We start from the raw sequence: 26,665 nt of genomic DNA on the forward strand, positions 1-26,665 counted from the left end.
CCTTATCGTGTTTTATCTACTATTTTTGCTTTTTTAAGATCAAATGTCTCAACAAGTGGCGCATCCTCATTGAAACTCTCAATCTGCTCTGGCTCACTATTTGGATCTGCACATCTTGGCACTTCATGATAGATTCGTGCAAAATTGCAGGTATCTGTTGTGCTGATATAAGCCGGATCTCTTTGCTCCGGACCGATTACATCTCGATACTCTTTTCCAAAAATCTTATCCACTTCATACCATTGTGCTGCCTCATCACCATGGAGTGGATATGCTTTGCGTAAAGGATGACCAACCCAATCTTCAGGCATTAAGATGCGTTTGAGATATGGATGGTTGTTGACTTTGATGCCAAACATATCATACATCTCTCGTTCACTCCAGTCTGCACTGCGAAAAAGAGGCTCGACACTCTCAATGGCCTGATCCTCTTTAATACGACATTTTACGCGCACACGTTTTCGCTTACTCATTGCAAGAAGTTGATAAAAAATCTCAAACTCTCCATCTTTTGCTAAGTAATCGATTGCGCTCATTTCAGAAAGAACATCATAACCACACTCTTCTTTGAGATGTTTAAGCGTAGCTACATTATCCTTTGCATCAACAATGATTACCATCTGCCCCCGTTCAATATAGGCATCTTTGACTTTTACACTTTTTTTGAGACTTGCTAAATCAGCTTTAAAAACTTCATCTTCTACCGGCTCATGAGGAATTTTTGGAGCCACCCAAAAGCGATCGGTATAGTACGATTTTTTTTGTACGTTATCTTTTGGTCTATAAGGTCTCATTATACAAGCCTTTTAGGTTTTTGTTTTTGAAAAATAGAGCGCTTGCGCAATTTTTTTTGTAAAAGCATTACAGCGTACTGCAACGTTTCTGGTCTTGGAGCACAGCCAGGAAGATAGATATCTACAGGGATTACTCTATCTACCCCTTGTACAGTTGCATAAGTATTAAACATCCCACCAGTATTTGCACAGCTACCCATAGATATAACCCATTTTGGCTCTGCCATTTGATCGTACAGTCTACGAATAAATTCAGCATGCTTTTTCGTAAGTGTTCCAGCAACAATCATAACATCAGATTGGCGAGGACTAGCCCGAAAGATTACACCAAATCGGTCAAAATCGTATCGGCTTGCACCACTTGCCATCATCTCGATAGCACAGCACGCAAGTCCATAGGTAAGTACCCAAAGAGAATTGGTACGTCCCCAATTGACTAATTTGTCTACAGTTGTGAGTGCAACGGGTAAACCCGCATTTGAAGCAAAATTTACTTGATGCTGTGCCATTCCAAAGCTCCTTTCTTCCATGCATATACAAAACCTATAGCCAAAAGCAAAATAAAGAGTATCATCTCAGCAAACCCAAACCAACCAAGTATTTTAAAGTCTATCGCCCAAGGAAACATGAATATAATCTCAACATCAAACAGAATAAAAAGAAGTGCAATGAGATAAAATTGCGCAGAGATTCTGTTTGGTTGCTTATCGGGCTCAGGACCACACTCATATATTGCAACTTTGAGTTTTTCTGTATCAAGACGTGCCAATCTTCTACTGACAAATCTCGCAGCTGCAGTTGTGGCCGTAAAGGCTATAGCTGTTATAACAAAGAGTAAAAACGCACCAAAATAGGGATGCGCCACATCCATATGACTCATCATCTATGCTCCTTTAGTAAATGGGCAGTCGCCTAATATATCTATCTGCAAGTGTAACAAAAAGAATTTTAAAAGAGTTTGAGCATTCTTTTCTATTCAAAAAGATAATATTGTCTGTTTCTGAATGTTACATAGATTACTATCTATGCAAAAACCCCATCGATTTTTCATCACCAAAAGCTGAGATTTTCTCTTTTTGGATCTCTTCTATAAAATCACTCATAGTAAAAATCGGCTCCTCTTTGATAGCCACTTTATATGCAGTATTTTTTATAATGATATTAATTTGTCCACCAGTAAGATCATATTGTGCCAAAGTATTTATATCAAACCCTTGCTCATAATCTGCTTCTTTGGGTAACATCATCTCCCACAGCTTCACACGCTCTTGAAAACTTGGTTTTTTAAACTCTATTTTATAGTTAAAACGGCGAGAAAATGCACTATCGATTGTCTCAAGCAGATTTGTTGTAGCAATAAGCACTCCTTCAAAATTTTCAATCTGCTCTAAAAAGATGTTTTGCATCTGGTTATGCATTTTATCAGCACTGCTTCCAGGAGATTGGCTACGAGCACTTAAGAATTGATCTGCTTCATTGAGTAGAAGTACCGGCTCACTTTTGGCTTTTTGACTAAGATCCCTATAGGTATCAAAAATCTTGCGTACATTTTTTTCACTCTCACCCACATACATAGAGAGAATTTTAGAGCAATCAAAACTAAGAACTGGCTTTTTAAGAGATTTTGCTAGTGAAAGCGCTGTAAGCGTCTTTCCCGTTCCTGGAGGACCATAAAAAATGATCCTTGCATCAACGCCTCGTTTTTTTGTTTTAATACCCCACTTTTTGAGTCTCTCAGCTACGCGTCTATCCATCTGTCGCAAAAGGGCATCGAGAGTTTTTCTCGTCTCGGGATGCAATACCACATCATCGAGGGTAGTTTTTGGCTCAATGAGCTCAAAAATATCTTGCTCTTTTATGAGGTTTTGGAGTTTGAGTTTTTTACTACGCTTACGATCTGGATGGACTATGCGCTGCATGATATCTTCTACAACAAAAAAGCTTCGAGAGAGATTACCAAAAGGGGTAAGCACCTCATCATAATCAATGAGCCCATTGGCTATAAGTTTTGCATGCTCTTCAAGAAGGGATCTATTTTCTATACGTTCATACTCATTAAAACTAATAAGATCAATAAGTGCATTCATCTCTCTTAAACCACCCTCGTTCCCTGCATACTCCTCTTTAAGTAGAGCCAAAAAAATAATCTGCTCTTTTTGTGAAAGAGCATACTCTTGGAAGAGTTTTTCTACCTCAAGCTCTTTTGTTGTTACTTGCAATCTCTCTTTGATACGGTTTTCTAAAAGATTGAGTTTGTTTTTGAGTCTATTAATTGTAGGAGCATCTGTGCTGTAATTTTGGCGTGCCTGTGCAATTTTTTGATAGATCTCTATGCGAAAAAATTGATCCTCAAAATATTCAAGATGATCCTCATAAGGCTTTATTTCAGGCAAAGCAAGCTCTACATTACCCTCTTCCAAAAGACGCAAAAAGGGAACACTCAGAGCAATTTCACTATGAAGAAGCTCTAACTTCGTAAAGTCATTGGATTTGAGTGAGCCAAACCCACCTTGTACTATCCATCCTAAATCTAGTAGATTTTTTATCAAATGGAGCTTATCAAGATAGATAAACCTCTCCTCTCCATAAATGTCATTCAAAACATCAAAAACATTTACCTCATCTTCACCATTGATGTACTCTTTGGTAAGATATTGCAAAATTTTCGCTTCCTCTTCACTCACCTTGAGGTGCGGGAAAATTTTGGCTTTTTTTACATCTTTGACCTGTAAAAAATCTTTCAAAAATTCCATTAACTCTCCATAAAAGAATATAAAAGTGCTATCTCTTTGTCCCAGATAGTATCATCAATCGTTTCTAAAATCAAGGGGATATCTTTGATGCGCTCATCTTGCATGATAAAACGAAATGCATCAAGACCGATCTCCCCTTTGCCAAGAGAGTGGTGGCGATCTACTCGGCTTGCAAATTTGGCTTTAGAATCGTTAATGTGCATTCCCCGTAGATACTGAAATCCAACAATCTTATCAAACTCTTGCATTGTCTTTTCATAAGCCTCTTTTGTGCGCAAATCATACCCAGCTGCAAACATATGCGCAGTATCAAGACATACTCCAACACGTGATTTATCAATAGATTTATCGATAAGATAGCGTAGATGTTCAAATTTGTATCCTAAATTGCTTCCCTGTCCCGCTGTATTTTCAATCACAAGTGTCACAGAGCTACTTTGCTTGAGCGTCTCATTCATAGCCTCACTAATACGATCCAAACACTCCTCTTCACTTATCTTTTTAAGGTGACTTCCGGGATGAAAGTTGAGCTTATCAAGTCCTAACTGCTCGCAACGTTGTACTTCATCTATAAATGCATCTAAGCTCTTTTGCCACTTCTCATCTTCTGGATGGCCTAGATTAATGAGATAACTATCATGTGGCAATATATGTTTTTTTTCAATACCAACCTTTTCCACATACTCATTAAATTTTTCAATACTCTCACTTGTCAAAGGTTTAGCTTTCCACTGTCGCTGATTTTTTGTAAAGAGTGCAAAGGCTTTCGCACCTATCTTTTGTGCATTTTTAGGAGCATTTTCTACTCCTCCACTGGCACTTACATGCGCACCTACAAATTTACTCAATCCAACTCCTTTAGCTTTATCAATATTTTATTTTTACTATCTTTAAAATACACACCCTTTTTAGTGACCCGGTAGATTATAGCAAAGCGCTCATCCAAGATCTCTTGGAAAAATCCATCACCTCTTTTTTCTAAGTTTTTACCAGCAAATATTGGCTTACTTTCTAGAATATTACGTATAATATAAGACGGATAAAAGGGAGAAAGCACTTTTTCATTAAACATCGCATAGGACATGCACCGTCCATTTATACAGACTCTTTTACCTAAAATAAGCTCAAACAGAGGCTGTCCAGCACCATATGCTTGGAGTTTGAGACTTCTTCCTCGTTGCAAAAAACCACTAGCAGCAACTTTTATACTTTTCGTTTTAAAAACAAAACGCACTGGCTCACTTGTAAACTTTTGCTTTATAGCACATCCACTAAAAAATAAAACAATTATCATCAATATATTGAGAGAGTTTTTGCTATAATGCGAAGAAAAAAGATGTGGCATGAGCAACCTTGAGTTTTTTTTCTATCTCTTTGTTTATAGTTTCATTTTAACATATCTTGTTTTAGGCTTTATCATTAGTTTTGAAGCAATGCTAGCCCTCTATAATGTAAAAAGCGCAATTGAGTGGATACGCGAATGGCATAAACCTTCAACGTTTAAAACTATGCTTATTATTTTTTTACCAATGCTCCATCTTGCCTACTTTTTTCTTGAACTCCTCCCATATCTTTTAGGAATCAATAAAGATATCCGCCCTTTTGATCTTGATCGCATTTTTAATATTGTTTTTCCCAAGGAGAGTTTTTGAAACTGGCCATCATCGGCCTCGGTTACGTAGGCCTGCCATTAGCAGTAGAGTTTGGCAAAAAGTATAAAACTATTGGATTTGATATTAATGTCAAGAGAATCGAAGAGCTACAAAACGGCATAGATAGAACATTAGAAGTAAGTAAAGAAGAACTCCAAGAAGCTAAAAACCTCTCATTTACCTCTTCAATAGATGAGATTAAAGATGCAAATATCTATATCATCACTGTTCCAACCCCCATAGATGAGCATAAAAATCCAGATCTTACTCCTCTCATCATGGCTAGTAGAACAGTTGGCAGAGTATTGAAAAAAGGTGATATTGTTATCTATGAATCTACTGTCTTTCCAGGATGTACTGAAGAGGTGTGTGTACCAGAATTAGAGCGTGAAAGTGGTCTTATATTTAATAAAGATTTTTTCTGTGGCTACTCTCCAGAGAGAATCAATCCAGGAGATAAAAAACATCGCCTTCCAACTATTAAAAAGGTAACAAGTGGCAGTACTCCAGAAATTGCAAAAAAGGTAGATGAGCTCTATAAAAGTATCATCACAGCCGGAACTCATCTAGCACCAAGCATCAAAATAGCAGAGGCTGCAAAAGTGATAGAAAATGCTCAAAGAGATATTAATATCGCATTTGTTAATGAACTGGCTTTAATTTTTGATAGATTAGATATAGATACACTCGATGTATTAGAAGCTGCTGGCACAAAATGGAACTTTCTACCCTTTCGTCCAGGTCTTGTTGGAGGACACTGCATTGGAGTAGATCCCTATTACTTGGCTTATAAAGCAAAAGAGGTAGGATACCATCCACAAATAATACTTGCTGGTAGAAGAACCAACGATGAGATGGGCATCTTTGTAGCCAATAAAGTAGTAAAACTCCTCATCCATAAAGGACACAAAGTAAAGGGGAGCAAAGCATTAGTACTTGGAATAACCTTTAAAGAGAACTGTCCGGATATTAGAAATAGTAGAGTCATTGATGTCATTAACGAACTGCAAGATTTTGGCATTGAAGTAGATGTATATGATCCTTGGGCAGAGAGTGAGGAAGTCAAAAGAGAATATAACCTTGAGCTTTTAACAAACGAGCCAAACTTTGCAGAGTATGACTCAATTGTTTTAGCTGTAGCCCATGAGCAGTTTAGAAAGCTTGATTATCAAAAGATACCGAAATCAAGTGTGGTTTTTGATATTAAGGGTGTGCTGCCAAAAGATATAGTGGATAAAAGGCTTTGATGAAAATCTATCTCTCCCCTCCTCACATGAGCGGTAAAGAGCTTGCATATATTGAAGAGGCTTTTGCAAGTAACTACATTGCTCCAGTGGGAGAATTTATCGATCGATTTGAAGAAGTAGTCAAAAAATATACAAAAGCTCCTCATGCTCTTGCACTTTGCAATGCTTCTGCTGGCATTCATTTAGCTCTTAGAACTCTTGGAATCAAAGAGGGTGACAAGGTAGCAGTAAGCGATTTTACATTTATAGCATCTCTCTCACCAATTCTTTACCAAAAAGCTACACCAATCCTCATAGACTGCGATACAAGCTGGCAGATGGATCCAGAAGCACTAGAAATAGCACTCAAACGTGAGCACCCCAAAGCTGTGATAGTTACCCATCTCTATGGGCAGAGTGCAAATATAGAAGAGATTGCGAATCTATGCCAAAAGTATGGCGCGTACCTCATCGAAGATGCCGCAGAATCACTCGGTGCAACATATAAAGGCAAGCACACAGGAACGTTTGGAATCTTTGGAGTCTATTCTTTCAATGGCAATAAGATCCTCACAACCAGTGGTGGAGGCATGCTAATAGGAAAAGATGAAAAATTGATGCAAAAAGCCAGGTTCTTCTCCACACAGGCAAAAGAACCAGGATATCCATGGTATGAGCATAAAACCTATGGATATAACTATCGCCTTAGCAACATTCTTGCAGCAATTGGTGTAGCGCAAATGGAAGTATTAGATGAGCGCATTGCAAAAAAGAGAGAAATTTTTGCTTGGTATCAAGAGTATCTTCAAGATAGCGCAACTTTTATGCCAGAACTCCCTGAAAGCTTTGGTAATAGATGGCTTACAACTGCACTCTTTGAAACTGATCCGTTACGTATCTATGAATACCTTTTAAGCAAAGGTATCGAATCGCGTCCATTATGGAAGCCTATGCATCTACAACCACTCTGTAAAGATTATAAATTTTATGGAAAAGGAATGAGTAAACAACTCTTTCAACAAGGACTCTGTCTTCCTAGCGGTACACAACTCACAAAAGAGCAGGTAGAGGATATATGCGAAAAAATCATAACAGTTTGTTAAAACCAACAACAGCTAAGAGAGTCCTTTTTTTTATAATTGCAGATGCAATTTTTTCACTTTTATCTCTTCTTTTAGCCTATACTCTCCGTTATAGTTTTTCTATTCCTCCTATTGCTTGGCACGATTTTTGGAAGATCTATCTTGTTATAACTTTCATAAAAATTGTTTTTCTCTACCTCTTTAAGCAGTACCACTTTACTTGGCGCTACTATGGTCTTAGTGAAGCGCGCAAACTTCTATTAGCACTCATAGGAGCGTACAGCGTTGCTATTTTCCTTCTTTTTCCTTTACATGAAAAAGTATTGCTTTTCCCTCGCAGCGCACTTTTTATAGATTTTTTCCTCTCCCTTGTCTTTTTAGCAGCTGTTCGCATTGCAAAAAGAGTATGGATAGAATCGACAAAACATAAAAGTATCAAAACATGTGCCATTTATGGTATATCACCCAACACAAAAAACCTCATTGATGCATTCTTTAGTGGTGAACTTGACTACAAACCCCTTGCAATCATCGATAATAACAGATCTGGCAACTTCCTTAGCTCTATACCGATTCTCTCTGAAGAGAAATTTTGGCAGCATCTCACTCCAGATGCACTTATAATTGCTACAAAACTGGAGCCTAAAAAATTACAAGATCTTGAAAAAAAAGCAAAAGAGCATGGTATTGATGAGATAAAGATCGCAACTCTTACAAAAGAGCCTCTACGTAATCTTGAAATTGAAGATCTCCTTGCAAGAAAACCGAGAGATTTGGACAGTAAAGCAATTGGAGAGTTTATAAAAAACAAGCGCGTGCTCATCACAGGTGCTGGCGGGAGTATCGGAAGCGAATTAGTGCAACAATGTTTTGCATATGGAGCAAAAGAGGTAATAGGTGTTGAAATAAGTGAATACAATCTCTATGTAATTAGTGAAAAACACCCTTCACTTATTCCATATCTATGCGATGTGACACAGTATAATGAAATTGCATCTATCATTCAAAAGTACAAACCTGATATTATTTTACACGCTGCAGCTTATAAGCATGTTCCCCTTGCTGAACTTAACCCCCAGGCAACTGTGAAAAATAATATTTTAGGTACTAAAAACTGTATTGATGCTGCAATTGCGCATGAAGTACCCCATTTTGTACTCATCTCAACAGATAAAGCTGTTAATCCAACAAATATCATGGGAGCTACAAAACGTGTTTGTGAACTTTATGCTCAAAGTGTACCATCACACAATACTACAATCTGCGCTGTACGTTTTGGGAACGTACTTGGCAGTAGTGGAAGCGTTATACCAAAATTTAAAGCCCAAATTGAGCAAGGAGGACCTATTACTGTCACGCACCCAGAAATTACTCGCTACTTTATGCTCACAAGTGAAGCTTGCCAACTCGTTTTACAGGCTGCAACTATCGCAAAGGGTAAAGAGATATTTATTCTAGATATGGGTGAGCCTGTTAAAATAGTAGATCTTGCAAAAAAGATGATGGAGATTTACAATAAAGAGGTACCTATCAAATTTATTGGACTTCGTCCAGGAGAGAAGCTTTATGAAGAGATTCTCTTAGAAGGGGCAGAAGAACCAACACGCTATGAATCAATCTATATTGCTAAACCAGATCCAATTGATTTTGCAAAACTTAAAGAAAAGATAGAAAAGCTGCTACAAACACAGGATCCACAAAAAATTATCACTCTTCTACAAGAGCTCGTGCCTGAATTTCACCACACACCTCATCGATAAATTTTTTCATCCTCAAAAAGTGGGTACCATGCCAGTAAATACGTCCACACACAGGGCATATCCAAAATTTATTACACCATCCAATTACTCTTTGAGGAAGTCTATCAATAATTTTTTCTTTTGATACAGGTTGCAAAAGAGCATTATCTACCAAACATCTCGTAAATGGCTCACACTGCTTTACTGCAAAATGGCGCAATATTTCATAGATTTGCCCTTTTATCTCTTTTTCTTTTACCAAATAAACCCTGTCACTACGCTGCGCTAATCCTCTATCTTTTGTCAAGATATATCTCTTTTCCTTCGCAGCAATTTGGAGTAATGTACTATCATCTATTTGGTTGAAATAGAGTGTATCAAATCCCAAGAGACGCATATATTTTGCCACTTTTGCCAAATGCACATCGGCTATAAATCGGATACTATCCACGGTTTGCTCTTTTTTGCATAAGTTTGAGATGGTACATCAAAAAGCTCATAGCAAAAAGGAGTTTTAGCATCAGCAAAAACAATTGCTGTGAGTCTATTACCATATACTGCTCCAGTATCTATGCCAAAGCTCCAGCGATCAACTCTAGGGTATAAGAAGGGTTGATGCCCATATACTACATACCCATATCTTCCATCATAGAGTTCACTCCACCAAAAGTGTATATGGGGATCAGCATCATCGAGGGCAACAAATCTTCCATGAACATCAAGATAACGCACACGCATCACTTGTGCTGCACTTTTTTTATCAAGCTTTGCAAGATTTGTTGATGGCAAAATCCCACCATGTATAACTGTTAATGCATTAAATTGGAGAAAAAGTGGTAGACTTTGCAAAAATACAAAATCCTCTTTATCAAGACTTTTATAGATCTCTTGCTCTTTGGCAGAGAGCTGCATCGGATTTGCAATCCCTTGAGTTAAAAAACGCTGTTCGTGATAGTAGTATCGTAAAAATTTATCTTCGTGATTTCCTCTTATAGCTTTAATGGAGTGTTCTTGCAAGTAGCAAAGAGTCTCTTTGGAGTATTGACCTTTTCCTATAAAATCCCCTACACTTACCTCAATATCCTCTTTTGTAACTCCTATTTTTTTGCGTAATAGTTTTAGTTCATTTAAGCAGCCATGAATATCTCCATAAATAATAACTCTTATACCTTCTCCTTCACCCTATTTCTCCCATCATTTTTAGCCTCATACAAAGCCTCATCAGCACGTACTATGAAGCTTTTTATTGTATCATTGTTTTTTAGTGCTGTTACACCAAAACTACAGGTCACCTGTTCAACTTCAGGAAATGTATATTCCTCTACTTTTCTCCGTAGCTTCTCAGCTACCATAAGAGCACCATTTAAATGGGTTCCTGGTAAAAGAACAATAAACTCTTCCCCACCCCACCGTACAAAATATTCAGATTCACGCAGATTACTTCGCACAACTTCACTCAACTCTTTTAAGACCTGATCACCTACAATATGGCCATATGTATCATTGATCTTTTTGAAAAAATCGATATCAAATAGAATAAGTGAAAGGGGACTTGAAACATGTTTTGCTTCGATAATCTTTAGCCCTATTATCTCATTGAAAGCTTCTTTGCTAAGTGCCCCTGTTAGGGCATCTCTTTTGAGTCTTCCTCGTTGCGTGGACTGAATTGTCTCTTTGTATTTTTCACTATGCTCCTCTCTTTTTTTCATTTCTCTCATCTCTTGCAATCTATATTCTGCTCTTGCTGGAAAATAGGCAAACAAGAGTATCATTAAAAGAGGAAGCAGAAGATAGCGAGGGAATATTTCTATTGGCTCCATAACCACATATATTTGTAAAGATCCAAGAATAATACCTATAAACAGATAGAGTAGAAAATATTTCGCATAGTATTTGAACACAATGTATCCTTTAGATCTTTTCAATACTCCCAATAACACGGCCTACTACTATTACACTCTCTGGCTCAACCTCTTCTATAGCATAATTTGCATTATCAGAAACTAATTCTACCATTTTATCGGTTCGCAGACGAATTCTCTTTATAAATAATCCAGCATTTGTAGATATGAGAAAAAGTCCTCCTTTTTTAATATCTTGTTGTGAAGTATCTACAAAAGCGATACTTCCGTCTTTCAATGTTGGTTCCATAGAATCGCCCAAAACATTGATGGCTTGAATATATTGCAACCCCTTTTTTCCTCCAAGAATCTCCACAATCTCTTCATCCAAAAAAAGTTTTTGTGAAACCAATTCATAGTTAAAAGCCCCTCCCCCAGCACTTGCATTAACCTCTTTAAAATATTTCACATATGCAAACTTCTCTGTCTCTTTATGCAAAGATGCAGGATCTTGATCATAAAGAAGCCAGTTGATACTAATGCGCCTCTTAGCACAAAAGTCAAGTAACTCTGGTAAAGGCAATCGCTTTCTTCTTTTGAGCATAGAAAAGTGCTCTGGCGTAAGACCGAGTACTGCTGCTACATCTTTATCATAAATTTTTCTCTCTCCAATCTCTTTTGAGATAATATCCTTTATCCGTTCCACAACTTCTTGAAAACCGAGCATACCTACTCCAATAAACATTTTGTTAATTATTCTAACATCTATTTAATAAATTGTTAATATTTTTAATAAGACTAAACAACTATAGGAGAAATACCATGAAAATCCATCTCGATCTTGATGCATTTTTCATATCAGCTGAACGCATTCGTAAGCTAAGTCTACGTAATATCCCTGCAGCTGTGGGAGGAAGGGGAGATCCCTTTATATTTAATAGTTTTAATAAAAATATAGATACAACCCATGCTAATAGTGGTGCCTTTGTGCCTTCTATTATGTATGATGCTAAAAACAGTTTTGAAGAGTATTTTATTGAAGGAGAGAAAATTCGAGGTATTATCATCACTGCAAGTTATGAAGCAAGAAAATATGGCATCAAAACCGGTATGACTATACGAGAAGCTCTCCAGATATATCCTTCGTTGCAAGTAGTCCCACCAAATCATCTCTACTACCATGAACTCTCACACAAACTCCATCTATTTCTCAAAAAAGAGCTCCCAGCAGTTGAGCAGTTTAGCATTGATGAGTTTTTTGCAGATCTCAGTGGGTGGGTAGATGAGAGTGAAATAGAGCCATTTCTCCACTCTCTCCAACAAAAAATTTTTAAAACCTTTCATCTTCCTATCTCCATAGGAGCTGCTAAGAGTAAATGGACAGCAAAACTCGCTACATCTTTTGCCAAACCTCACGGCATAAAAGTAGTGCGTGATGTAGAGCAATTTATATCTCCTATTCTTATCGATCAATTTCCAGGTATTGGAAGAGGCTATTGCAAACGCCTACGCAATTACGGTATTAAGACTTTAGGAGAGACAAAGGAAATAAAAGATCTCTTTTACAGCTGGAAAAAACCGGGTATCACCCTTTATAAAAGAATATGGGGTATTGATAACGAGCCAATAAATCACAAAAGCCCTAAAAAGTCTGTCGGTATATCGCGTACCATCGATCCACTCATCGATCGCCAAGAGCTGCAACGCCGTATAATTATTCTGGCTCGCCATTTAGCTTTTAGTGTCGCAAAACTACGTCTTACACCAAAGTTTTATCTTTTAAGCTTGAAATATGAAAATGGAAGCAAAGCAAAAGCTCATACTCTCTCACACAAAATCTTTAGCGAGCAATTACTCAAAAACATCGCTTTAGAACTTTTAGCTGTGTGTGACATATTACCAGTAGAGCCAGTTATTCGGATATCTTTGCACTGCTCGAGATTTTACGATCAAAAACTCTACAATATTTTCACATATGAGGGTGATAAAAAGTTGTACAATCTCTTCAATTCTACCAATATCATAAGAAAAAAGTTTGGAATAGATAAGATAATGTGGGGGATAGAGATGCAAGGCGGCAAAGCCGCCATGGAGAATAGTTAGTTAAATGTTCTTCGAGGTCTCTCTTCTCTTGGTCGAGCCTCGTTTACTTTTAGAACTCTTCCTTCAAATTCTTTCCCGTCTAGCGCTTCTATAGCTGCTTGTGCACTGCTATCATCCATTTCAACAAAACCAAAACCTCTTGCACGTCCTGTTTCTCTATCTGTTATAAGCTTAACAGAATTTACATCGCCATATTGAGCAAAAAGCTCTCTGACATCCTCTTCACTTGATCTGTACGGGAGATTCCCTACATAAATTTGCTTCATCGATTGTTCCTTTGAAAATAATGCATCCCAAAAATTTTTGGGTAAAAACATTATAGCTGTTTTTTAAAAAAAAAGATAGGGTATGTATAAGTCCAATACATATGGCACTCTTTGCATTTTTCTCTATCATTATGTAAAAAATTATAGCAATAAGTCTATCTCTTAATATGAAATTTATTTTTTTCTATATACTCATTTTTTTTAAAAAATATTCGATAATAATAAATAGCTTAAATTTATAAGCATATTTCATACATTAAAGTTCTATGAAAAGGTATGGTTATGGCATTTAAACAACATCGAAGTTATGAAACAAATCATGAGCAAGAAGAACAAATAGCACAGACACAGCAGGTAATAAAAGAGACTCCACAATCTGTGCAAACATCATCTATAGGAGATGAAACAGTACAAGAAGAGCTTGCTCGCATCTCACAAAACTTTATGAAAGAGATCGCAGAAGGATACACAGCTATTGAAGAGCTCAAACAGACTATGGAACAGATTGCCGCAGCTGCAGAAGAGAGTGCCGGTGCAGCAGAAGAGAGTCTTAGTGCTATTACGCAAATCAAAGAGAACTCTATAATGCTTGAAAAAGAGACAAATAAAATTGTTGGTATATCAAATGATTTGCAAGAGGTATTTTTAGAGACGCAAGAGAGTATTGGTGATACAAAAAATGGAATGGAGCAAGCCTCTGGGTGGGCCAATAACATTGTACAAAAGAGTCAAGAGCTTTTTGAAACATCGCAAGAGATCACAGAAGCAGTCAATATCATTCGCAATCTTGCCCTCATCGCCCTCAATGCAGCAATTGAAGCAAGTCGTGTAAAAGAAGAGGGAGAGTCATTTAATGTGATGGCACGTGAGATCCGCCTGGTCGCTTCAAAATCGAATGTCTATGCTCATAAGATTGAGCAGGTTGTTGATATTATTAAAGACAAAGTCGAAAAGAGCAAAAACGATATTTTGCAAGTAAAAGATGAGATGGAAAATTCATCCCAAAAAGCTGATAGTTCCCATCAAAAAATAGCTACTATGGTACAAACAATGGAGCAGTTTGTCAACGATATCGATGCACTGCTACAAAATATCCAAGAAGTAGTCAAAGAGATAGCTATATTACACAGAGGAGCAGAAACGATAGCTAGTGCAGCAGAAGAGAGCGCGAGTGCAGTAGCACAAGTCACAAGTACAATCAGTATGCAAAATACCGCTTTTTCTCAGATCGAAGAAGCAGCAAAAATGATAGATAATCTTATAGAGTCTATGCACACAAATGATAAAGAAGCAATAAAGCATGAACTCGCTACCGCCTCAGAAGAGCTTTCCAGCTCTGTTTTTGAACTCAACAACTCTATGGAGCAGGTATTGGAAGCCCTCATGCAGATAGAGACAGCTGCAGAACTTGCTAAAAACGATGCACAAACAAATGCACAAGTTGCCCAAAAATGTCTAGGACACATTAAAGATGGAGTGGATAAAGTAGAAAACATTTATGATGAAATTCAAAATGTACAAAAAGAGTTTCAAGAAATTATAGAACTCATCTCTAATGTACAGAATTCGACAAAACAAAACTATGGTCTTGCCAATGAGCGGAAAAATGATTTACAGTTTATCAAATCAAAAATTTTGACACTGAGTAATCTTATTAGAAAAATAGAGCTTGCAATTGTGCAGGTTGCTAGTATCTCTATTAATGGTGCATTAGAAGCGATAAGACTTGGCGAAAAGGGCAAAGGATTTCGAGAGGTCTCTAACGATATCCGTAATCTCGCTATCGATTCTGAAAACGATCTGGATAAAATTATTGAAATCATCGATGAAATTCAAGATCAAAATGACACAATGCTCGTTGATATAAACAATATTATTCTCATTCAAGATCGAGAGCTCAATAAATTAGAAAAATTAAAAACAGAGCTTTCAAGAAATATGCAACAACTTGAACACGTTCAAAAAACTATTGAAACTTTCTCTGAAGCAACAAACCAGATGCTCCAAGCTCTCGAGCAATCCCTCATAGCATCACAGCAGATACAAGAGGCAGCTGAACTTAGCTTTACAAACTCAACCCAATCAAAAGAAGCAGCGCAAATTATCAAAAATATTGCCAATCAGATGCAAAATGATATAAACCAGATCAATCTTGTTACCCAAAGGCTGTAGTTATGAAAACAACAGTTATAAAATTTCGCATAGATAATCAAGTATATGTCATTCCAACTGATTATATAAAACAGATCTTTTATGCACAAAAAATCGTCTCTATGCTTCACATGAATGATTATGTAATTGGCAGCGTACAGCAAGGTATCTCACACTATCTTCTTCTTTGCCTTAAAAAGATTCTTAATATAAATGAATGTAAGGAGATAATAAATAAACCTGTATTGCTTTTAGAGTTCCAAAATAATGCTTATGCGTTTTTGATTGATGAAATTTTAGCCTTAGAAGAGTTTGATCAAAATAGCTCGAGAGCAGGTAGTCTTTATGAAAAAGATGATGTTGTGTTTCAGGAACTACCTCTCCAACATATCCTTCAATCTCTTACTTTTCCACCGCTGCAGCAAAGCGAAGAAAAAAAAGTTTCCCAAAATACAAAAGAGCATTTTCGGCCACTGCTTCTTTTTACTTTACAAAACAGACTCTATGCTATAGATAACAGTTTTATTCACTCTATTGTTCCTATAACAAATATAGATCTCGTACAACAATTTCAACAAGAATGGATAGCTGGAATCTATAATTTTAAAAATAGCGCTCTTAAAGTTGCTGATTTGGCTAAAAAACTCTCTTTAGAGTCATCAAAAGAGGGTTCTGTCATCATTTTACAAGATGATTCACAAGTACTTGGACTTTTAATAGAGCGAATTGAAGGGCTTTTAGATATCGCTTATGAAGATATTATAATTGAGAGCGATCCACAACAACTCTTTGAAGGGTATTTTCACTATCAAAACAGTATTATTCCAATTATCTCTTCATCTATTATTCAAGATAGTATTAAAAAGTATGGACTTTTAATAAATACCCATAACACTTCTGTAAAAAAAGAGTACAGGTATGAAGAAGATTTTCTACTTATTTCACTCTTTCAAGAAGATTATGCTGTACCTATTGATAATATTATCACTATTTTAGAGCTTTCCAAAACTGATATCACCAATAATGCATTAACTACACATGAAAATATACAAGGACTTATACTCTATAAAAACAAAACCTACCATCTCTTAAATATTGCAAAAATGCTCAAAAAAGATTTTATCCCAACTGATGAATCAAAAATTTTAATTATTAAGACTAACGAAAGACATGAATACGCTATTATTGTTGATAGTATCAAAGATATTGTCTCTGTCTCTAAAGCACATATTGCTTATCTTCCAAATACAACATCACTGAGTGCAGGTATTGTTACTTTAGATACCAAATCATTCAATCTCTTTAATATAGGGTGGAAAACATTCAATTAGGCTTTTTGATAAATGATACTCTCTCCTTTTTTCACCCTTTTAAAAATCTCCATCTCTTCTGGGACCTTTTCGGCATGTCCCAAAAAGAGATATCCATGAGATTTTAAGAGAGCATGATACGTTGCTAATATCTCTTTACGTGTCTTTTCATCAAAATAGATAAGCATGTTGCGTGAAAAGATAGCATCAAACTTTCCTAGTTTTTTCATAGCATAAAAGTCCATCACATTCACAACTTTAAAAGTAAGCCCTTTACGAATTTCATCAATAATTCTATATTGCTTGCCATCTTGTATGAAATATTTTTGCAATAGATGAGGAGGGATCTTACTGATACTTCTTTGATTAAAAACGCCATTTCGAGCTTTTTTTATCATCATAGAGTCAATATCTATACCAATAAGCACAAAGTCTCTCTTTGCAAAAAACTCTTTAGTATACTCCATAATGTAGATTGCAATAGAGTATAGCTCCTCACCTGAAGAGCTAGGAGCTGTCAAAATATTAATTGAATCACGAGATGAGCGTAAAGAATCAAGTTCTGGCACAACCTCTTCCACGAGAGTTTTAAATTGATACTCTTCACGAAAGAAATAGGTCTCATTCACTGTTGAGAGATTGATAAGTTCTTGCAGTAGATACTCATCTTTTCTAAAAACGAGATGGTGATAGAAACTCTCAAAATCTTCAAAGCCCTGTTTTTGTATAAAATCTTCAAATTTTCTTTTATAGATTTTTAGGAGTTTATCATCATCTATAAAAATGCCCGTTTTTGCTGCTATAAAATCTCGAAGTTTTATCAAATCAAAATCATTCATGAGTCCTCTTTTGATCATATATCTCAAAAAACTCTTTTAAAATACGCAATCGTTCAAAAAGTTCCTCTTGCAACCTAATAGCATAGTTATGTACACTTTCACAATCTCCATATTTAACCAACATCTTAAGCTCTTCTTTTGAGATGGGATAATTTTGCAATAATTTAGCTGTGTCATAATGCTCACAACATGCCAGTATATATGCAATAGTATTATGTTGAATGCCTCTGTTTTGACATGCAAGTAGTTCTTGTAACAACTGCTGATCCTCTTCTCTTTTGAGGCAATTAAGTCGAGCAAATATATAGCTTGAAAGTTTTTCTATATCTTTTTTTTGACACTGCTGCAAAAGTGTACGAAGAAGATAATGAAACTCTTTATGCACAAGCATATAATCTATGGCAGCAAATACTTCTTCTTCACTATACTCTTCAAAGGCTTCAATATAGCGACTTGCCTCTTGAAACTCTTTAAATCGTGAAATTGGTATTTCAGCTTCTACTTTTTTTAACGCCATTACTACTCCCAAATGCAATTATCTCTTGTAAAATCTCATCAAAATGGAGCACTTTTACAGCTCCGCCTCTCACATAAGCCTCTTTTGGCATTCCATAAACTGTTGCACTCTCCTCACTCTCTGCAATGGTATAAGCTCCAGACTTTTTGAGTGCAACCATTCCATCTGCCCCATCATCACCAATACCTGTTAATAACATGGCCATAATATTTTTTGGATTCATAACCTCCAATGCACTCAAGAACATCTCATCCACACTAGGTACAAAAAAGCGATTACTAAAATTTGGAACCAACTTGCATACAATTTTACTCCCATCTCTACGAAAATGAAGATGCCTACCACCTTTGCCAATAATTATCTTTCCTGGCGTAAGTTCTTCGCCATTATTTGCTTCAACTACGCTATTTTGACTTATAGTATTTAGCCTTTGAGCAAATTTTTCTGTAAATGTATCTGGCATATGCTGCACAACACATACTGGATATGGATATGTTGCAGGAAGAGACCTTACAATAGCTTCAATAAGTTTTGGACCCCCAGTAGATGCACCAATGAGGACATATTTTTTGTCCTCATTTGGTAAAAATTTTGCAGGCTTTTCTATAGAATTTGGTTGGCGTAATGGCTTATTTTTCCTTCTTAAAAGAGATAGCTTATTGATCTTCATACTATCTCGCACTTTATTCTCAAGCTCTTTTATAAAACCCTCTTCCCCAGTTACAACCTTTGAATTTGGCTTTTTGATATAATCAAGCGCACCTAATTCAAGCGCTCTCATTGCAATCTCACCGTTTTCAATTACATAAGCACTAATGACTAAAACCCGTGTGGGGTTTTCTTGCATTATGGACTCTAAAACTTCAAGTCCACTTTTTCTAGGCATTTCGATATCAAGAGTTATAAAATCATATCTATTTGCTAAGGCTTTTTTTTCACCCTCTTCTCCATCTTTTGCTACTTCCACTTCAAATCCAAGCCTTTCTAGCTCCTTTTTTAAAAATCTGCGCACTAATGCTGAATCATCAATAACAAGCGCCTTTTGGCCCTTTTTCATCTATTTCCTTTTAAATTTTACTTACATAATATTATATCTTTAAAGAGCTATTTAAACAATGATGATTGTTCAGTTTATTGCTAAATTTTCTGTGAACCATAATTGAATGTAAAAAATTAAACTAAAAACGATGAGGAATTTCTGAAAATGTCAAAGAGAATGCGCAAAATTTTCCAAGATTTAAATTACATGTCCCGAGTGGGATTCGAACCCACGACCTTCGGATTAGGAAAATTAAGGTCTACCTAAGATTAAGATTGATTTCACTTGATGATAACGTATTTATGGGGATTCTTATTTTCTTATAGATTGCTTAAAATGGATATATTTTGACCAAAAGAGGTCACCCAAGAGGACACCCATTACAAAACTTAAATACTAAATTGCTACATTTTCTACCTATAAGATGAGGTGATATCAGCCTTCCTTAAATCTATAAAGAATCACAATGTACCATACCGCAAACTTTGCCCAATCGAGTATTTAACCTTAAAGGATATCCATACATATCAATGCAAATCAATCGTATGATATAATAGATTAAAAGTGCGATTATAAAGGATAAACAATGATAAGCGCAAATGATTTAAAAGTAAAAGGCATCAAAGCAATAGAAGCTGAACTCAAAAAGAAGCACGAGGCTATTATCACTTTTAGAGGGAAGCCAAAGTTTATTGTTTTGCCTTTAGAGGAGTATGAAAGAGCCAAAGAGCTTGATAAGCGCTATATTGAGTTTTTAGAAGAAAGAGCATTGGGAAAAGTCAAAGAGGTAACAGCAAAAGAGCATATACAAGAGCTTATGAATGAAATACAAAATACTACAGAGTGAAAAATACCTCAAAAGGGCTGCAAAGTTTTTTAAAAAGCATCCCAATCTTTTACCAAAATACCAAAAGGTCATAGAACAGCTGGAAAATGACCCATACTATCCCTCTTTGAGACTACATAAGCTCAAAGGAGATCTCAATGAGTACTACAGCGTATCGATAGATATGCGCTATAGGATTGTTATAGACCTCATTATCACAGATAAAGAGATAATCTTACTCGATATAGGAAGTCACGATGAGGTGTATTGATAACGGCAACATTACGGCTACACAAGAGGTAAACATTGGCAATAGATAATACAGCTAAAACGAAAATAGCCCCTAACCTTTATCTTATTGGAGACTACAAAAAAGAGCAGCCTACCAAGTTTGTATTGGACTTTAGACACCTCAAAAAGAGATACCGCAAGGTGGTCACTATCAATAATCCTCTATGGGATAAGCGCACACGCATAAATGAAGCTAAAAGACTGCTGCAAGAGTATAAAGAAGAAGTAAGACAGGAACGCAGACCAGATGAAAAAATAACCATTACACAGCTATTTAATCTCTACATATCGCAAAAACCGTCCACTTCATGGACGCAAGAGCAAAAGCGGTTTTTTGATAATCATATCCAACCGCATATTGGAAGCAGACGAGCCATTGACCTTAAGCCTTTTGAAGTAAGAAAAATAATAGCCAAAATGGATGCTGATGGATACTCTAAGGCGCATCAGGCAAAAGTTAAGCGTATTCTCAATCCTATGTATAAATTTGCCATAGAAAACGACATACTCATTAAAAATCCTATAGAAAGGATTATTATAAAAGTCCCGCTACAACGCAAAACCATTACGAATGCTGCCCAAAAGTTTATCGCAGTATATGACGCTATTAAATCTATCTATAAAGACGATCCATACTATCAGGCTATCTTTTTATTTGGACTATTTGGCAGACGCAAAAATGAAGTGCTGCATCTCAAATGGGAAGATGTAGATCTCATCAATGGCTACTATTGGCTACAAAAGACCAAAGCAGAGTAAAGCAGCGATTTAATCTACCACCAGTCATAATGGAGCAGCTGCTGCGGATACCAGATGAGCGGAAAAGCTATATATTCAAGTCACCTATCAAGCCAGATCAACCTATACAGGAGATAAAGAGACAGATTAAAAAGGTAAGAAAAGCAAGCGGTATAGAAGAGTATAAATTTCATGCCATGAGAAATTATCTCGTAACAGCTCTTTACGAAAAAGGTATACCTACTCCAATACTTAGCCAGCTACTGGGACACCTCAGCCCCGACACACTCAAACACTATTTGAGTATAGACACCTATAAAGCGAGTGAAGAGGGTAATAAAGAGGTTTATAAGCTATTAAATTTAGATGAATTTGGATTGTAAAGAAAGCGAGGTAACGATGACTAATAAAGAACTCAAAAAGCTAAAAGAGAATTTATTTAAAAGGGATCTATGTATCTATAAGGATATTGAGAAAGAATTAAAAAGGCTACAAAGCAAAGAGCTACGAGTAAGCTATTTTTACCAACAAATAAGGGATAGGAAACAATTAGAATTTTCTCTTTCATTTAGAGCCTCAGATACCAAAGAATTTAAAACAATTGCTGAACTTGCAACAAGATATTTAAATGAAAAATGCGAGGAGCTGCCATTAAGAAAAATTAATTTACTCCCTTTAGAGGATAAAAAATACTTGCTTTTACTTTTAGAATATTTATTCTTAAAACATCATTATGAAGAAGAAGGGGCATACTTCGAGAGAAATATAGCAGTTGATTTTATAAGTTTGCATCAAGATGTAATAGGTGATAAAAATATCAATTTAAAAAATATACAGGAAGTAGGAAATTTCTACAATACTTTATCCTATCCAATAGATGGTAAAGAAAATTATAAAAAAATGGCAGACACATTAACCAATGTTAATTTTTTGAACCTTATAAAAGTAAGCATCTGGAGAGAATCAACACCCAAAAGTGCCTATGTAAATATAGATTTTTCACAACCATTAGAGGTGATAATAGAGGTAATTAAAAAAATAAAAGAGAAAATAGACAATGACACTCAAAATACCCTAACACCTAATATTTTTGAAGCATATTTAGGTAAAAAAATAACTCAAGAGCCAACACCTCTTAATGAATTACTTTCATCACGAGAGACAATTTTTACAATAGAAGAAAAATTAACAGATTTAATTTATGTATTTGACTGCAAAAAGCTCAACATGACCCATGAATCCATTGCAAATAATTTATATGACTATTACCTCGATAAAGGCAAACAAATAGAACTAACATCACAACTAAATAGAGTGCAAAAATACAATAACTTCCTCTTCAAATAATTTTTTAATCGTAACTTTCAATCTTACGATTAAATCCTAACTCTCCATCTTATGATTAAATCCTAATCTCAAAAAATAGAAGTTTAAAATTCCTTTGCCTTTATTTCATAATAGCTCTATCAAAATCAAAATAAAGGAGCTATTATGACAACTATTCCAAACACATCTACAAACATACAAGACCTACAGGCTAAAGAGTTTCTATCACCAAAAGAAGTGGAGCTACTTTATGGCTTCAAAGAGAACACACAGGCTAAGTGGCGTATGCAAGGACTTATCCCTTATAGGAAGATTGGCAAGTTTATCAGATACCACCATCAAGAACTTAAAGAGTGGATGAATAAAGGGCGGATAGCCTAATTTACAGTTTCATATTTCAACGTAGAGCAATTTTTACGATGAGGTAACTAATGATAAGAGCTAATAGGATACAAGGCAATAGAAGCGATTTTAGAGGGGATTATGAAGATATCCAATCAATTATTTTCACCTTCTACAGGATTGTCTCTTTTTACTATATCGGTTTGAGAGGTGCTATTGACTGGATCATCACAAATAACATCTTTAACGTTATCAAGAGTTTTGGCTTTGATGTAGTTTTGAAGCCAGGACTCTACCCACGACGGAATGTTATCGCCCCAGTTTCTAACGGTGCTATAACTGATGCAGGCAGCAACTGCAAATTCTTTTTGATTCAATCCAGCTTTTTTGAGAAGTTGTTTGAATCGTTCTTTAGTCATATTGTGCCCTTAAAGTACGGATTTAATGCACATTATAGCAAAAAATGCACTAAATCAATACGGATAAAAATTGACAATAATGTACTTGTTTATTACAATATCTTTTAAATATGCACGGATTAAGTGCATATTGCTACAAAACTTCAAAGGAGCAACCATGACAAAATCACAAGCATTAGCAAAACTCTTGGATTTGCAAGAGGAAAATCACATCTTAAAGGATGAGGTGCGAGAGCTGCAAGAGGAATGCAAAGAGAAACAGGCGGTAATCGATGGCTTACTGGACAAGATGGAGTATCTCGAACGATTAGAAAAAGAGAATGAGGAGCTAAAGGCAAAGCTTGATTTAGCTTCAAATAGTGTAAAGGTAATGGAGGCTTATAGGGAGATTCAAAGATTGAGATTTGATTACCACTTCAAAGCAGAGGACTTTTTAGACCAGTTTGGAGCTATCAAAAGAGCTATAAAAGAGCTTGGAAAACTCCGAGACGAAACAGAGGATCTCTTTGTAAAACTTAATTTCGCAATACACGATGCAAGTCTTAATGAATCCAATAAAAAGGAAGGTAACAATGAAAACACCTAACCTCAACAGCCTCATTGAGGCAAGAGGCGATATAGAATTTACAGCTGAGACTATCAAAATGATAGTGGCAAAGATGGAAAAAGAGAATGTCAAAGTAAGCTATCGCCTTGTATTGGATAGATTAGCCGATATGCTCGATAGAGCCTCATTAACACTATGGAACATAGAATCAAATGAGATGGAGAGAGACAATGAATCTCAAAGAGTTTAGAGAGCAGATAAAGCAAAGCTTGGATCGTGAAAAAGTGGCGGCGATGCTGCAAGCATTAGGATATGAGGTTAACAGAGATTACAAATTTAAAATCAGGGATGAAAGAACGCCATCATCCTCTATCAGGAGAGATGGCTACATCAAGGACTTTGGTAGCGGATGGGGAGGCGATATCGTTGCATTTATCCACGAACACCATAACACACCACTAAAAGAGGCTACCCTTTGGGTGGCTCAATGTCTGGGGATAAAGTATGAGTAACCTACCTCATCCAATCGATCTCACCCAACCGCTACACAACACAACACCGAGCCAAAATTATACCAATAAAGAGGAAAAGCCACGCTTTGATTTGAATGAGTGGCATAGCAATTTTAAAAAAGCGTTGCAAAAGCAAGATCATATAGCAATCACAACACCTATACTGCCAGATGACTTTATCAACCCAACACCTATGATGTATGCGTTGATAGACAGAGACATTTGGAGACTGCCAGTAGGCAGAAAAATAAAGGATAAGTATTTGGGCTTTAGCAATAAATATAAGAGTTTAACCATATCTCTCTTTAGAGCTGATGAGGTGAAAGCAATCTGTATTAGAGAAGCAAAAGACAAAGATGGCAATCTTATAAAATGGAAAACCTATGGAAGCAAAAGATATATCCCTTATAGGATCTTTGATGAAGAAGATCCTACTATCTTTGTAGGATATGGCATTGGTGAGTTTTTGCTTTTTGAACTCCTGGAGCTTAACTACATGGTGCTTCAAAGCGACAGCATAGCTCATAGCCTTGCAAACAATCCATATACGCCAGGTATCAAAGAGAGATACATATTTGCTTTGCTTGATAACGATGACAGCTGCAAAGCAACTATAGAGCATATTCAACATCACTATAGAAGCTGCAGAGTCTATCCCATCGATTTTGAGAATATTTTGGATAAAGAGCTGCCAAAAGGTTATGACTTCAGAGACTTTTGCAACGAAAAAGCAAGAGAGATAAGAGGTGATGAATATTTTGCCAATCCTATAGAAGTAAAAGAGGCAATTATCGAAACGTTGGCAAATGAAATTGAAATTCTTACAGGGGCGAGGAAATGAGTTTAAGACTAAAAGAAGCAATCAAAAAGGCACAATCATTAGAAGATTGTGCCTCTGATGTGCCAGTAGGCAAATCAAGCAAAACAATTGATAAAAGTATACCGCATAAAAATCAAAACATCATCAAAAAAGAACTCATAGAAAAACTATTAAGCGATATTGAAAAGATTGATATTAATGAATTATGCAAAAAGTATGGATGGATACCAACCTATGATAAAGATGGCAATGAAAAGCCACCATTACAAAAACATATCAAAGTTGCAATTATTAAGCATTTGATAGATATTTCAAAGCGAAAAGATTGGAAAATAGCAAAGGATGGAGATTATATTTACATATATAACGGGCAATACTGGGTACCATTTATCAAGGACGATATCATTTACTTCTTAGAGCAGTTTGCTATAAAAGCGGGAGTTTCAATTATAGATGCTGCGGATGAGCAGTTTTTGGAAAAATTATATAAGCAGTTGCAAAAAGAGAGCTATTTTAATAATAAAAACTTGACTAACAAAAACCTCATCAATTTACAAAATGGAACATTCGATATTACAAAATTACAATTAAAAGGGTTTGATTATCAAGACTTTTTGACATATCAGTTGCCTTATCCTTATAAAGAGGGAGCTACCAACACTTTATGGGAGAAGTTTTTGGATGAAGTATTACCAGATAAAGAGACACGAAGAACACTACAAGAGGTGCTGGGAAGCATATTTATCAAAGATATAAAGTTAGAGTATATCTTCTTTTTATATGGCAAAGGACAGAATGGAAAAAGTGTAGTTATGGAAATTCTCACTGCATTATTAGGAAAAGAGAATATTAGCAACTTTTCACTTGACCAGCTCATGGAAGAGCATAATAGAGCTATGATTAAAGATAAGCTTGTAAATTTTGGAAGTGAGACCGATCTTAAAAAAATCAATCCAAACATCTTCAAAGCCTTAGCAAGTAACGAGCCAATACAAGCGAGACTAAAATATGGTAATTCCTTTATGATGGAAGATTACGCAAAATTGATATTCAATGTTAATAAATTCCAATTTAATGATATTGAGCATACAGAAGGATTTTTTAGGCGGTTTTTGATAATTCCATTTGATGTAAAGATACCAGATGAAAAAGTGGATAGAAAACTCCATCTTAAAATCATCAATGCAGGCATGGAAGGAGTTTTGAATTGGATCATAGAGGGAGCTACAAGAGTAATAGAAAATGAAGATATTTTTATATCCGATAAGTGCAAAATAGCAAGGGATAAGTTTTTCAAAGAAATAGATAATGTAAGACAGTTTATAGAAGATAACGGCTATCAGCCAAGTATCTATAATCGTATGAAAGCTTCAGAGCTTTATGGAGAATATAGAAACTATTGCGCACAAAATAATTTTAAAAGCGTTAGCAGCAGAACCTTTAAAGAGAGACTGCAAGCAATAGGTATTGAATGGAAAAAATTTAGCGATACAAATTACTATTTAATAGAAAAAAAATAAGTGAGAAAAAAA

Annotated in this window: 33 protein-coding genes; 18 read left to right on the forward strand and 15 right to left on the reverse strand. The window is 35.8% G+C overall.

Features of this window, described 5'->3' with window-relative positions; genetic code table 11:
* Positions 1-2: 2 nt before the first annotated feature.
* From NITER_RS06910 to NITER_RS06935, 6 genes are all read right to left on the reverse strand, one after another.
* Entirely contained in the window at positions 3-794 is a 792-nt protein-coding gene (locus NITER_RS06910) for an NADH-quinone oxidoreductase subunit C (protein ID WP_143779627.1), read from the reverse strand.
* Positions 794-1,303, reverse strand: coding sequence for a NuoB/complex I 20 kDa subunit family protein (locus tag NITER_RS06915; RefSeq protein WP_084275237.1), 510 nt, complete (start codon positions 1,301-1,303; stop codon positions 794-796). The genes NITER_RS06910 and NITER_RS06915 overlap by 1 nt, the downstream gene beginning before the upstream one ends.
* Positions 1,285-1,674 carry an NAD(P)H-quinone oxidoreductase subunit 3 gene (locus tag NITER_RS06920; RefSeq protein ID WP_084276565.1) on the reverse strand — a complete coding sequence of 130 codons (390 nt, stop codon included), beginning with the start codon at positions 1,672-1,674 and terminating at the stop codon, positions 1,285-1,287. The genes NITER_RS06915 and NITER_RS06920 overlap by 19 nt, the downstream gene beginning before the upstream one ends.
* 139 nt (positions 1,675-1,813) lie before the next feature.
* The gene (locus NITER_RS06925) at positions 1,814-3,547 is read right to left on the reverse strand and encodes an AAA family ATPase (RefSeq protein WP_084275236.1); all 1,734 of its coding nucleotides are present in this window, start codon (positions 3,545-3,547) and stop codon (positions 1,814-1,816) included.
* The gene (gene nfo / locus NITER_RS06930; protein ID WP_084275235.1) at positions 3,547-4,395 is read right to left on the reverse strand and encodes a deoxyribonuclease IV; all 849 of its coding nucleotides are present in this window, start codon (positions 4,393-4,395) and stop codon (positions 3,547-3,549) included. The genes NITER_RS06925 and nfo overlap by 1 nt, the downstream gene beginning before the upstream one ends.
* Positions 4,392-4,892 (reverse strand): hypothetical protein, encoded by a 501-nt coding sequence (locus NITER_RS06935; RefSeq protein ID WP_084275234.1) that lies wholly within the window; start codon positions 4,890-4,892, stop codon positions 4,392-4,394. The genes nfo and NITER_RS06935 overlap by 4 nt, the downstream gene beginning before the upstream one ends.
* Here NITER_RS06935 and NITER_RS06940 point away from each other — a divergent pair.
* The 4 genes from NITER_RS06940 to NITER_RS06955 are packed head-to-tail and all read left to right on the forward strand — an operon-like array spanning position 4,891 to position 9,267.
* The gene (locus NITER_RS06940; RefSeq protein ID WP_084275233.1) at positions 4,891-5,199 is read left to right on the forward strand and encodes a hypothetical protein; all 309 of its coding nucleotides are present in this window, start codon (positions 4,891-4,893) and stop codon (positions 5,197-5,199) included. The two genes, NITER_RS06935 and NITER_RS06940, sit on opposite strands and share 2 nt — an antisense overlap.
* On the forward strand, positions 5,196-6,446 hold the full coding sequence (tviB, locus tag NITER_RS06945) for a Vi polysaccharide biosynthesis UDP-N-acetylglucosamine C-6 dehydrogenase TviB (protein ID WP_281847546.1): 1,251 nt from the start codon (positions 5,196-5,198) through the stop codon (positions 6,444-6,446). The genes NITER_RS06940 and tviB overlap by 4 nt, the downstream gene beginning before the upstream one ends.
* Positions 6,446-7,528: an aminotransferase class V-fold PLP-dependent enzyme gene (locus NITER_RS06950; protein WP_143779626.1), complete on the forward strand. Its 1,083-nt coding sequence runs from the start codon at positions 6,446-6,448 to the stop codon at positions 7,526-7,528. Before tviB ends, NITER_RS06950 begins: the two co-directional genes overlap by 1 nt.
* Positions 7,501-9,267: a polysaccharide biosynthesis protein gene (locus NITER_RS06955; RefSeq protein ID WP_084275230.1), complete on the forward strand. Its 1,767-nt coding sequence runs from the start codon at positions 7,501-7,503 to the stop codon at positions 9,265-9,267. Before NITER_RS06950 ends, NITER_RS06955 begins: the two co-directional genes overlap by 28 nt.
* On the opposite strand, the gene NITER_RS06960 is transcribed toward NITER_RS06955, so the two are convergent.
* From NITER_RS06960 to NITER_RS06975, 4 genes are read right to left on the reverse strand one after another with little or no spacing between them, the layout of a single operon-like run.
* Positions 9,215-9,697, reverse strand: a complete 483-nt coding sequence (locus tag NITER_RS06960) for a Mut7-C RNAse domain-containing protein (RefSeq protein WP_084276564.1) — start codon at positions 9,695-9,697, stop codon at positions 9,215-9,217. The two genes, NITER_RS06955 and NITER_RS06960, sit on opposite strands and share 53 nt — an antisense overlap.
* On the reverse strand, positions 9,676-10,413 hold the full coding sequence (locus tag NITER_RS06965) for a metallophosphoesterase (RefSeq protein WP_084275229.1): 738 nt from the start codon (positions 10,411-10,413) through the stop codon (positions 9,676-9,678). The genes NITER_RS06960 and NITER_RS06965 overlap by 22 nt, the downstream gene beginning before the upstream one ends.
* Positions 10,410-11,147: a GGDEF domain-containing protein gene (locus tag NITER_RS06970; RefSeq protein WP_084275228.1), complete on the reverse strand. Its 738-nt coding sequence runs from the start codon at positions 11,145-11,147 to the stop codon at positions 10,410-10,412. Before NITER_RS06970 ends, NITER_RS06965 begins: the two co-directional genes overlap by 4 nt.
* 10 nt (positions 11,148-11,157) lie before the next feature.
* Positions 11,158-11,814 carry a S24 family peptidase gene (locus NITER_RS06975; protein WP_084275227.1) on the reverse strand — a complete coding sequence of 219 codons (657 nt, stop codon included), beginning with the start codon at positions 11,812-11,814 and terminating at the stop codon, positions 11,158-11,160.
* Between the two features lie 95 nt (positions 11,815-11,909).
* Between NITER_RS06975 and NITER_RS06980 the strand changes: the two genes are divergently transcribed.
* Positions 11,910-13,190 (forward strand): DNA polymerase Y family protein, encoded by a 1,281-nt coding sequence (locus NITER_RS06980; protein WP_084275226.1) that lies wholly within the window; start codon positions 11,910-11,912, stop codon positions 13,188-13,190.
* Here NITER_RS06980 and NITER_RS06985 read toward each other — a convergent pair.
* Positions 13,187-13,456, reverse strand: coding sequence for an RNA-binding regulator (locus NITER_RS06985; RefSeq protein WP_084275225.1), 270 nt, complete (start codon positions 13,454-13,456; stop codon positions 13,187-13,189). The two genes, NITER_RS06980 and NITER_RS06985, sit on opposite strands and share 4 nt — an antisense overlap.
* A 282-nt stretch (positions 13,457-13,738) precedes the next feature.
* On the opposite strand from NITER_RS06985, the gene NITER_RS06990 reads away from it, so the two are divergent.
* Together NITER_RS06990 and NITER_RS06995 are read left to right on the forward strand one after the other, a co-directional pair.
* Complete coding sequence (locus NITER_RS06990) at positions 13,739-15,628, forward strand: methyl-accepting chemotaxis protein (protein ID WP_159445307.1); 1,890 nt, start codon at positions 13,739-13,741, stop codon at positions 15,626-15,628.
* Between the two features lie 2 nt (positions 15,629-15,630).
* Positions 15,631-16,938 carry a chemotaxis protein CheW gene (locus NITER_RS06995; RefSeq protein ID WP_084275223.1) on the forward strand — a complete coding sequence of 436 codons (1,308 nt, stop codon included), beginning with the start codon at positions 15,631-15,633 and terminating at the stop codon, positions 16,936-16,938.
* On the opposite strand, the gene NITER_RS07000 is transcribed toward NITER_RS06995, so the two are convergent.
* From NITER_RS07000 to cheB, 3 genes are read right to left on the reverse strand one after another with little or no spacing between them, the layout of a single operon-like run.
* A complete protein-coding gene (locus NITER_RS07000; RefSeq protein WP_084275222.1) occupies positions 16,935-17,756 on the reverse strand; it encodes a CheR family methyltransferase in 822 nt (273 codons plus the stop codon). The two genes, NITER_RS06995 and NITER_RS07000, sit on opposite strands and share 4 nt — an antisense overlap.
* Positions 17,749-18,273, reverse strand: a complete 525-nt coding sequence (locus tag NITER_RS07005; RefSeq protein WP_084275221.1) for a hypothetical protein — start codon at positions 18,271-18,273, stop codon at positions 17,749-17,751. The genes NITER_RS07000 and NITER_RS07005 overlap by 8 nt, the downstream gene beginning before the upstream one ends.
* Positions 18,248-19,330 (reverse strand): chemotaxis-specific protein-glutamate methyltransferase CheB, encoded by a 1,083-nt coding sequence (cheB, locus tag NITER_RS07010; protein ID WP_084275220.1) that lies wholly within the window; start codon positions 19,328-19,330, stop codon positions 18,248-18,250. Before cheB ends, NITER_RS07005 begins: the two co-directional genes overlap by 26 nt.
* A gap of 568 nt (positions 19,331-19,898) precedes the next feature.
* Here cheB and NITER_RS07015 point away from each other — a divergent pair.
* The 6 genes from NITER_RS07015 to NITER_RS07040 all read left to right on the forward strand — a co-directional run bounded on the left by NITER_RS07015 (position 19,899) and on the right by NITER_RS07040 (position 22,874).
* On the forward strand, positions 19,899-20,159 hold the full coding sequence (locus tag NITER_RS07015; RefSeq protein ID WP_084275219.1) for a type II toxin-antitoxin system Phd/YefM family antitoxin: 261 nt from the start codon (positions 19,899-19,901) through the stop codon (positions 20,157-20,159).
* Positions 20,134-20,409, forward strand: coding sequence for a type II toxin-antitoxin system RelE/ParE family toxin (locus NITER_RS07020; RefSeq protein ID WP_084275218.1), 276 nt, complete (start codon positions 20,134-20,136; stop codon positions 20,407-20,409). Before NITER_RS07015 ends, NITER_RS07020 begins: the two co-directional genes overlap by 26 nt.
* A gap of 35 nt (positions 20,410-20,444) precedes the next feature.
* Positions 20,445-21,188 carry a site-specific integrase gene (locus NITER_RS07025; RefSeq protein WP_084275217.1) on the forward strand — a complete coding sequence of 248 codons (744 nt, stop codon included), beginning with the start codon at positions 20,445-20,447 and terminating at the stop codon, positions 21,186-21,188.
* Positions 21,161-21,550: a tyrosine-type recombinase/integrase gene (locus NITER_RS07030; RefSeq protein ID WP_159445306.1), complete on the forward strand. Its 390-nt coding sequence runs from the start codon at positions 21,161-21,163 to the stop codon at positions 21,548-21,550. The genes NITER_RS07025 and NITER_RS07030 overlap by 28 nt, the downstream gene beginning before the upstream one ends.
* A 16-nt stretch (positions 21,551-21,566) precedes the next feature.
* A complete protein-coding gene (locus tag NITER_RS07035; protein WP_143779625.1) occupies positions 21,567-22,514 on the forward strand; it encodes a hypothetical protein in 948 nt (315 codons plus the stop codon).
* 144 nt (positions 22,515-22,658) lie between these two features.
* Positions 22,659-22,874: a helix-turn-helix domain-containing protein gene (locus NITER_RS07040; RefSeq protein ID WP_084275214.1), complete on the forward strand. Its 216-nt coding sequence runs from the start codon at positions 22,659-22,661 to the stop codon at positions 22,872-22,874.
* 116 nt (positions 22,875-22,990) lie between these two features.
* Here NITER_RS07040 and NITER_RS07045 read toward each other — a convergent pair whose 3' ends face one another.
* Positions 22,991-23,254, reverse strand: coding sequence for a helix-turn-helix domain-containing protein (locus tag NITER_RS07045; RefSeq protein ID WP_143779624.1), 264 nt, complete (start codon positions 23,252-23,254; stop codon positions 22,991-22,993).
* Between the two features lie 157 nt (positions 23,255-23,411).
* Between NITER_RS07045 and NITER_RS07050 the strand changes: the two genes are divergently transcribed.
* Genes NITER_RS07050 through NITER_RS07070 form a run of 5 tightly spaced genes read left to right on the forward strand, consistent with a single transcriptional unit; the run spans position 23,412 to position 26,653 of the window.
* Positions 23,412-23,840 carry a hypothetical protein gene (locus NITER_RS07050; protein ID WP_084275213.1) on the forward strand — a complete coding sequence of 143 codons (429 nt, stop codon included), beginning with the start codon at positions 23,412-23,414 and terminating at the stop codon, positions 23,838-23,840.
* Positions 23,827-24,051: a hypothetical protein gene (locus tag NITER_RS07055; RefSeq protein WP_084275212.1), complete on the forward strand. Its 225-nt coding sequence runs from the start codon at positions 23,827-23,829 to the stop codon at positions 24,049-24,051. Before NITER_RS07050 ends, NITER_RS07055 begins: the two co-directional genes overlap by 14 nt.
* Positions 24,014-24,313, forward strand: coding sequence for a hypothetical protein (locus NITER_RS07060; RefSeq protein WP_143779623.1), 300 nt, complete (start codon positions 24,014-24,016; stop codon positions 24,311-24,313). Before NITER_RS07055 ends, NITER_RS07060 begins: the two co-directional genes overlap by 38 nt.
* Entirely contained in the window at positions 24,306-25,154 is an 849-nt protein-coding gene (locus NITER_RS07065) for a hypothetical protein (protein ID WP_084275210.1), read from the forward strand. Before NITER_RS07060 ends, NITER_RS07065 begins: the two co-directional genes overlap by 8 nt.
* The gene (locus tag NITER_RS07070; RefSeq protein ID WP_084275209.1) at positions 25,151-26,653 is read left to right on the forward strand and encodes a DNA primase family protein; all 1,503 of its coding nucleotides are present in this window, start codon (positions 25,151-25,153) and stop codon (positions 26,651-26,653) included. Before NITER_RS07065 ends, NITER_RS07070 begins: the two co-directional genes overlap by 4 nt.
* Positions 26,654-26,665 lie beyond the last annotated feature (12 nt).

This window comes from Nitratiruptor tergarcus DSM 16512 (assembly GCF_027946175.1).
GTDB classification, from domain to species: Bacteria; Campylobacterota; Campylobacteria; order Campylobacterales; family Nitratiruptoraceae; genus Nitratiruptor; species Nitratiruptor tergarcus.

Coding starts and splice junctions, on each gene's coding strand:
- NITER_RS06925 (WP_084275236.1), bottom strand. CDS start 3,547: ATGGAATTTTTGAAAGATTTTTTACAGGTCAAAGATGTAAAAAAAGCC.
- NITER_RS07065 (WP_084275210.1), top strand. CDS start 24,306: ATGAGTAACCTACCTCATCCAATCGATCTCACCCAACCGCTACACAAC.
- NITER_RS06990 (WP_159445307.1), top strand. CDS start 13,739: ATGGCATTTAAACAACATCGAAGTTATGAAACAAATCATGAGCAAGAA.
- NITER_RS07060 (WP_143779623.1), top strand. CDS start 24,014: ATGAGATGGAGAGAGACAATGAATCTCAAAGAGTTTAGAGAGCAGATA.
- NITER_RS06940 (WP_084275233.1), top strand. CDS start 4,891: ATGAGCAACCTTGAGTTTTTTTTCTATCTCTTTGTTTATAGTTTCATT.
- NITER_RS07015 (WP_084275219.1), top strand. CDS start 19,899: ATGATAAGCGCAAATGATTTAAAAGTAAAAGGCATCAAAGCAATAGAA.
- NITER_RS07000 (WP_084275222.1), bottom strand. CDS start 17,756: ATGAATGATTTTGATTTGATAAAACTTCGAGATTTTATAGCAGCAAAA.
- NITER_RS06935 (WP_084275234.1), bottom strand. CDS start 4,892: ATGCCACATCTTTTTTCTTCGCATTATAGCAAAAACTCTCTCAATATA.
- NITER_RS06950 (WP_143779626.1), top strand. CDS start 6,446: ATGAAAATCTATCTCTCCCCTCCTCACATGAGCGGTAAAGAGCTTGCA.
- NITER_RS07005 (WP_084275221.1), bottom strand. CDS start 18,273: ATGGCGTTAAAAAAAGTAGAAGCTGAAATACCAATTTCACGATTTAAA.
- NITER_RS06920 (WP_084276565.1), bottom strand. CDS start 1,674: ATGAGTCATATGGATGTGGCGCATCCCTATTTTGGTGCGTTTTTACTC.
- NITER_RS07035 (WP_143779625.1), top strand. CDS start 21,567: ATGACTAATAAAGAACTCAAAAAGCTAAAAGAGAATTTATTTAAAAGG.
- NITER_RS06995 (WP_084275223.1), top strand. CDS start 15,631: ATGAAAACAACAGTTATAAAATTTCGCATAGATAATCAAGTATATGTC.
- NITER_RS07055 (WP_084275212.1), top strand. CDS start 23,827: ATGAAAACACCTAACCTCAACAGCCTCATTGAGGCAAGAGGCGATATA.
- cheB (WP_084275220.1), bottom strand. CDS start 19,330: ATGAAAAAGGGCCAAAAGGCGCTTGTTATTGATGATTCAGCATTAGTG.
- NITER_RS06955 (WP_084275230.1), top strand. CDS start 7,501: ATGCGAAAAAATCATAACAGTTTGTTAAAACCAACAACAGCTAAGAGA.
- NITER_RS07040 (WP_084275214.1), top strand. CDS start 22,659: ATGACAACTATTCCAAACACATCTACAAACATACAAGACCTACAGGCT.
- NITER_RS07045 (WP_143779624.1), bottom strand. CDS start 23,254: ATGACTAAAGAACGATTCAAACAACTTCTCAAAAAAGCTGGATTGAAT.
- NITER_RS06915 (WP_084275237.1), bottom strand. CDS start 1,303: ATGGCACAGCATCAAGTAAATTTTGCTTCAAATGCGGGTTTACCCGTT.
- NITER_RS07070 (WP_084275209.1), top strand. CDS start 25,151: ATGAGTTTAAGACTAAAAGAAGCAATCAAAAAGGCACAATCATTAGAA.
- NITER_RS07020 (WP_084275218.1), top strand. CDS start 20,134: ATGAAATACAAAATACTACAGAGTGAAAAATACCTCAAAAGGGCTGCA.
- NITER_RS07050 (WP_084275213.1), top strand. CDS start 23,412: ATGACAAAATCACAAGCATTAGCAAAACTCTTGGATTTGCAAGAGGAA.
- NITER_RS06985 (WP_084275225.1), bottom strand. CDS start 13,456: ATGAAGCAAATTTATGTAGGGAATCTCCCGTACAGATCAAGTGAAGAG.
- NITER_RS06975 (WP_084275227.1), bottom strand. CDS start 11,814: ATGCTCGGTTTTCAAGAAGTTGTGGAACGGATAAAGGATATTATCTCA.
- NITER_RS06910 (WP_143779627.1), bottom strand. CDS start 794: ATGAGACCTTATAGACCAAAAGATAACGTACAAAAAAAATCGTACTAT.
- NITER_RS06980 (WP_084275226.1), top strand. CDS start 11,910: ATGAAAATCCATCTCGATCTTGATGCATTTTTCATATCAGCTGAACGC.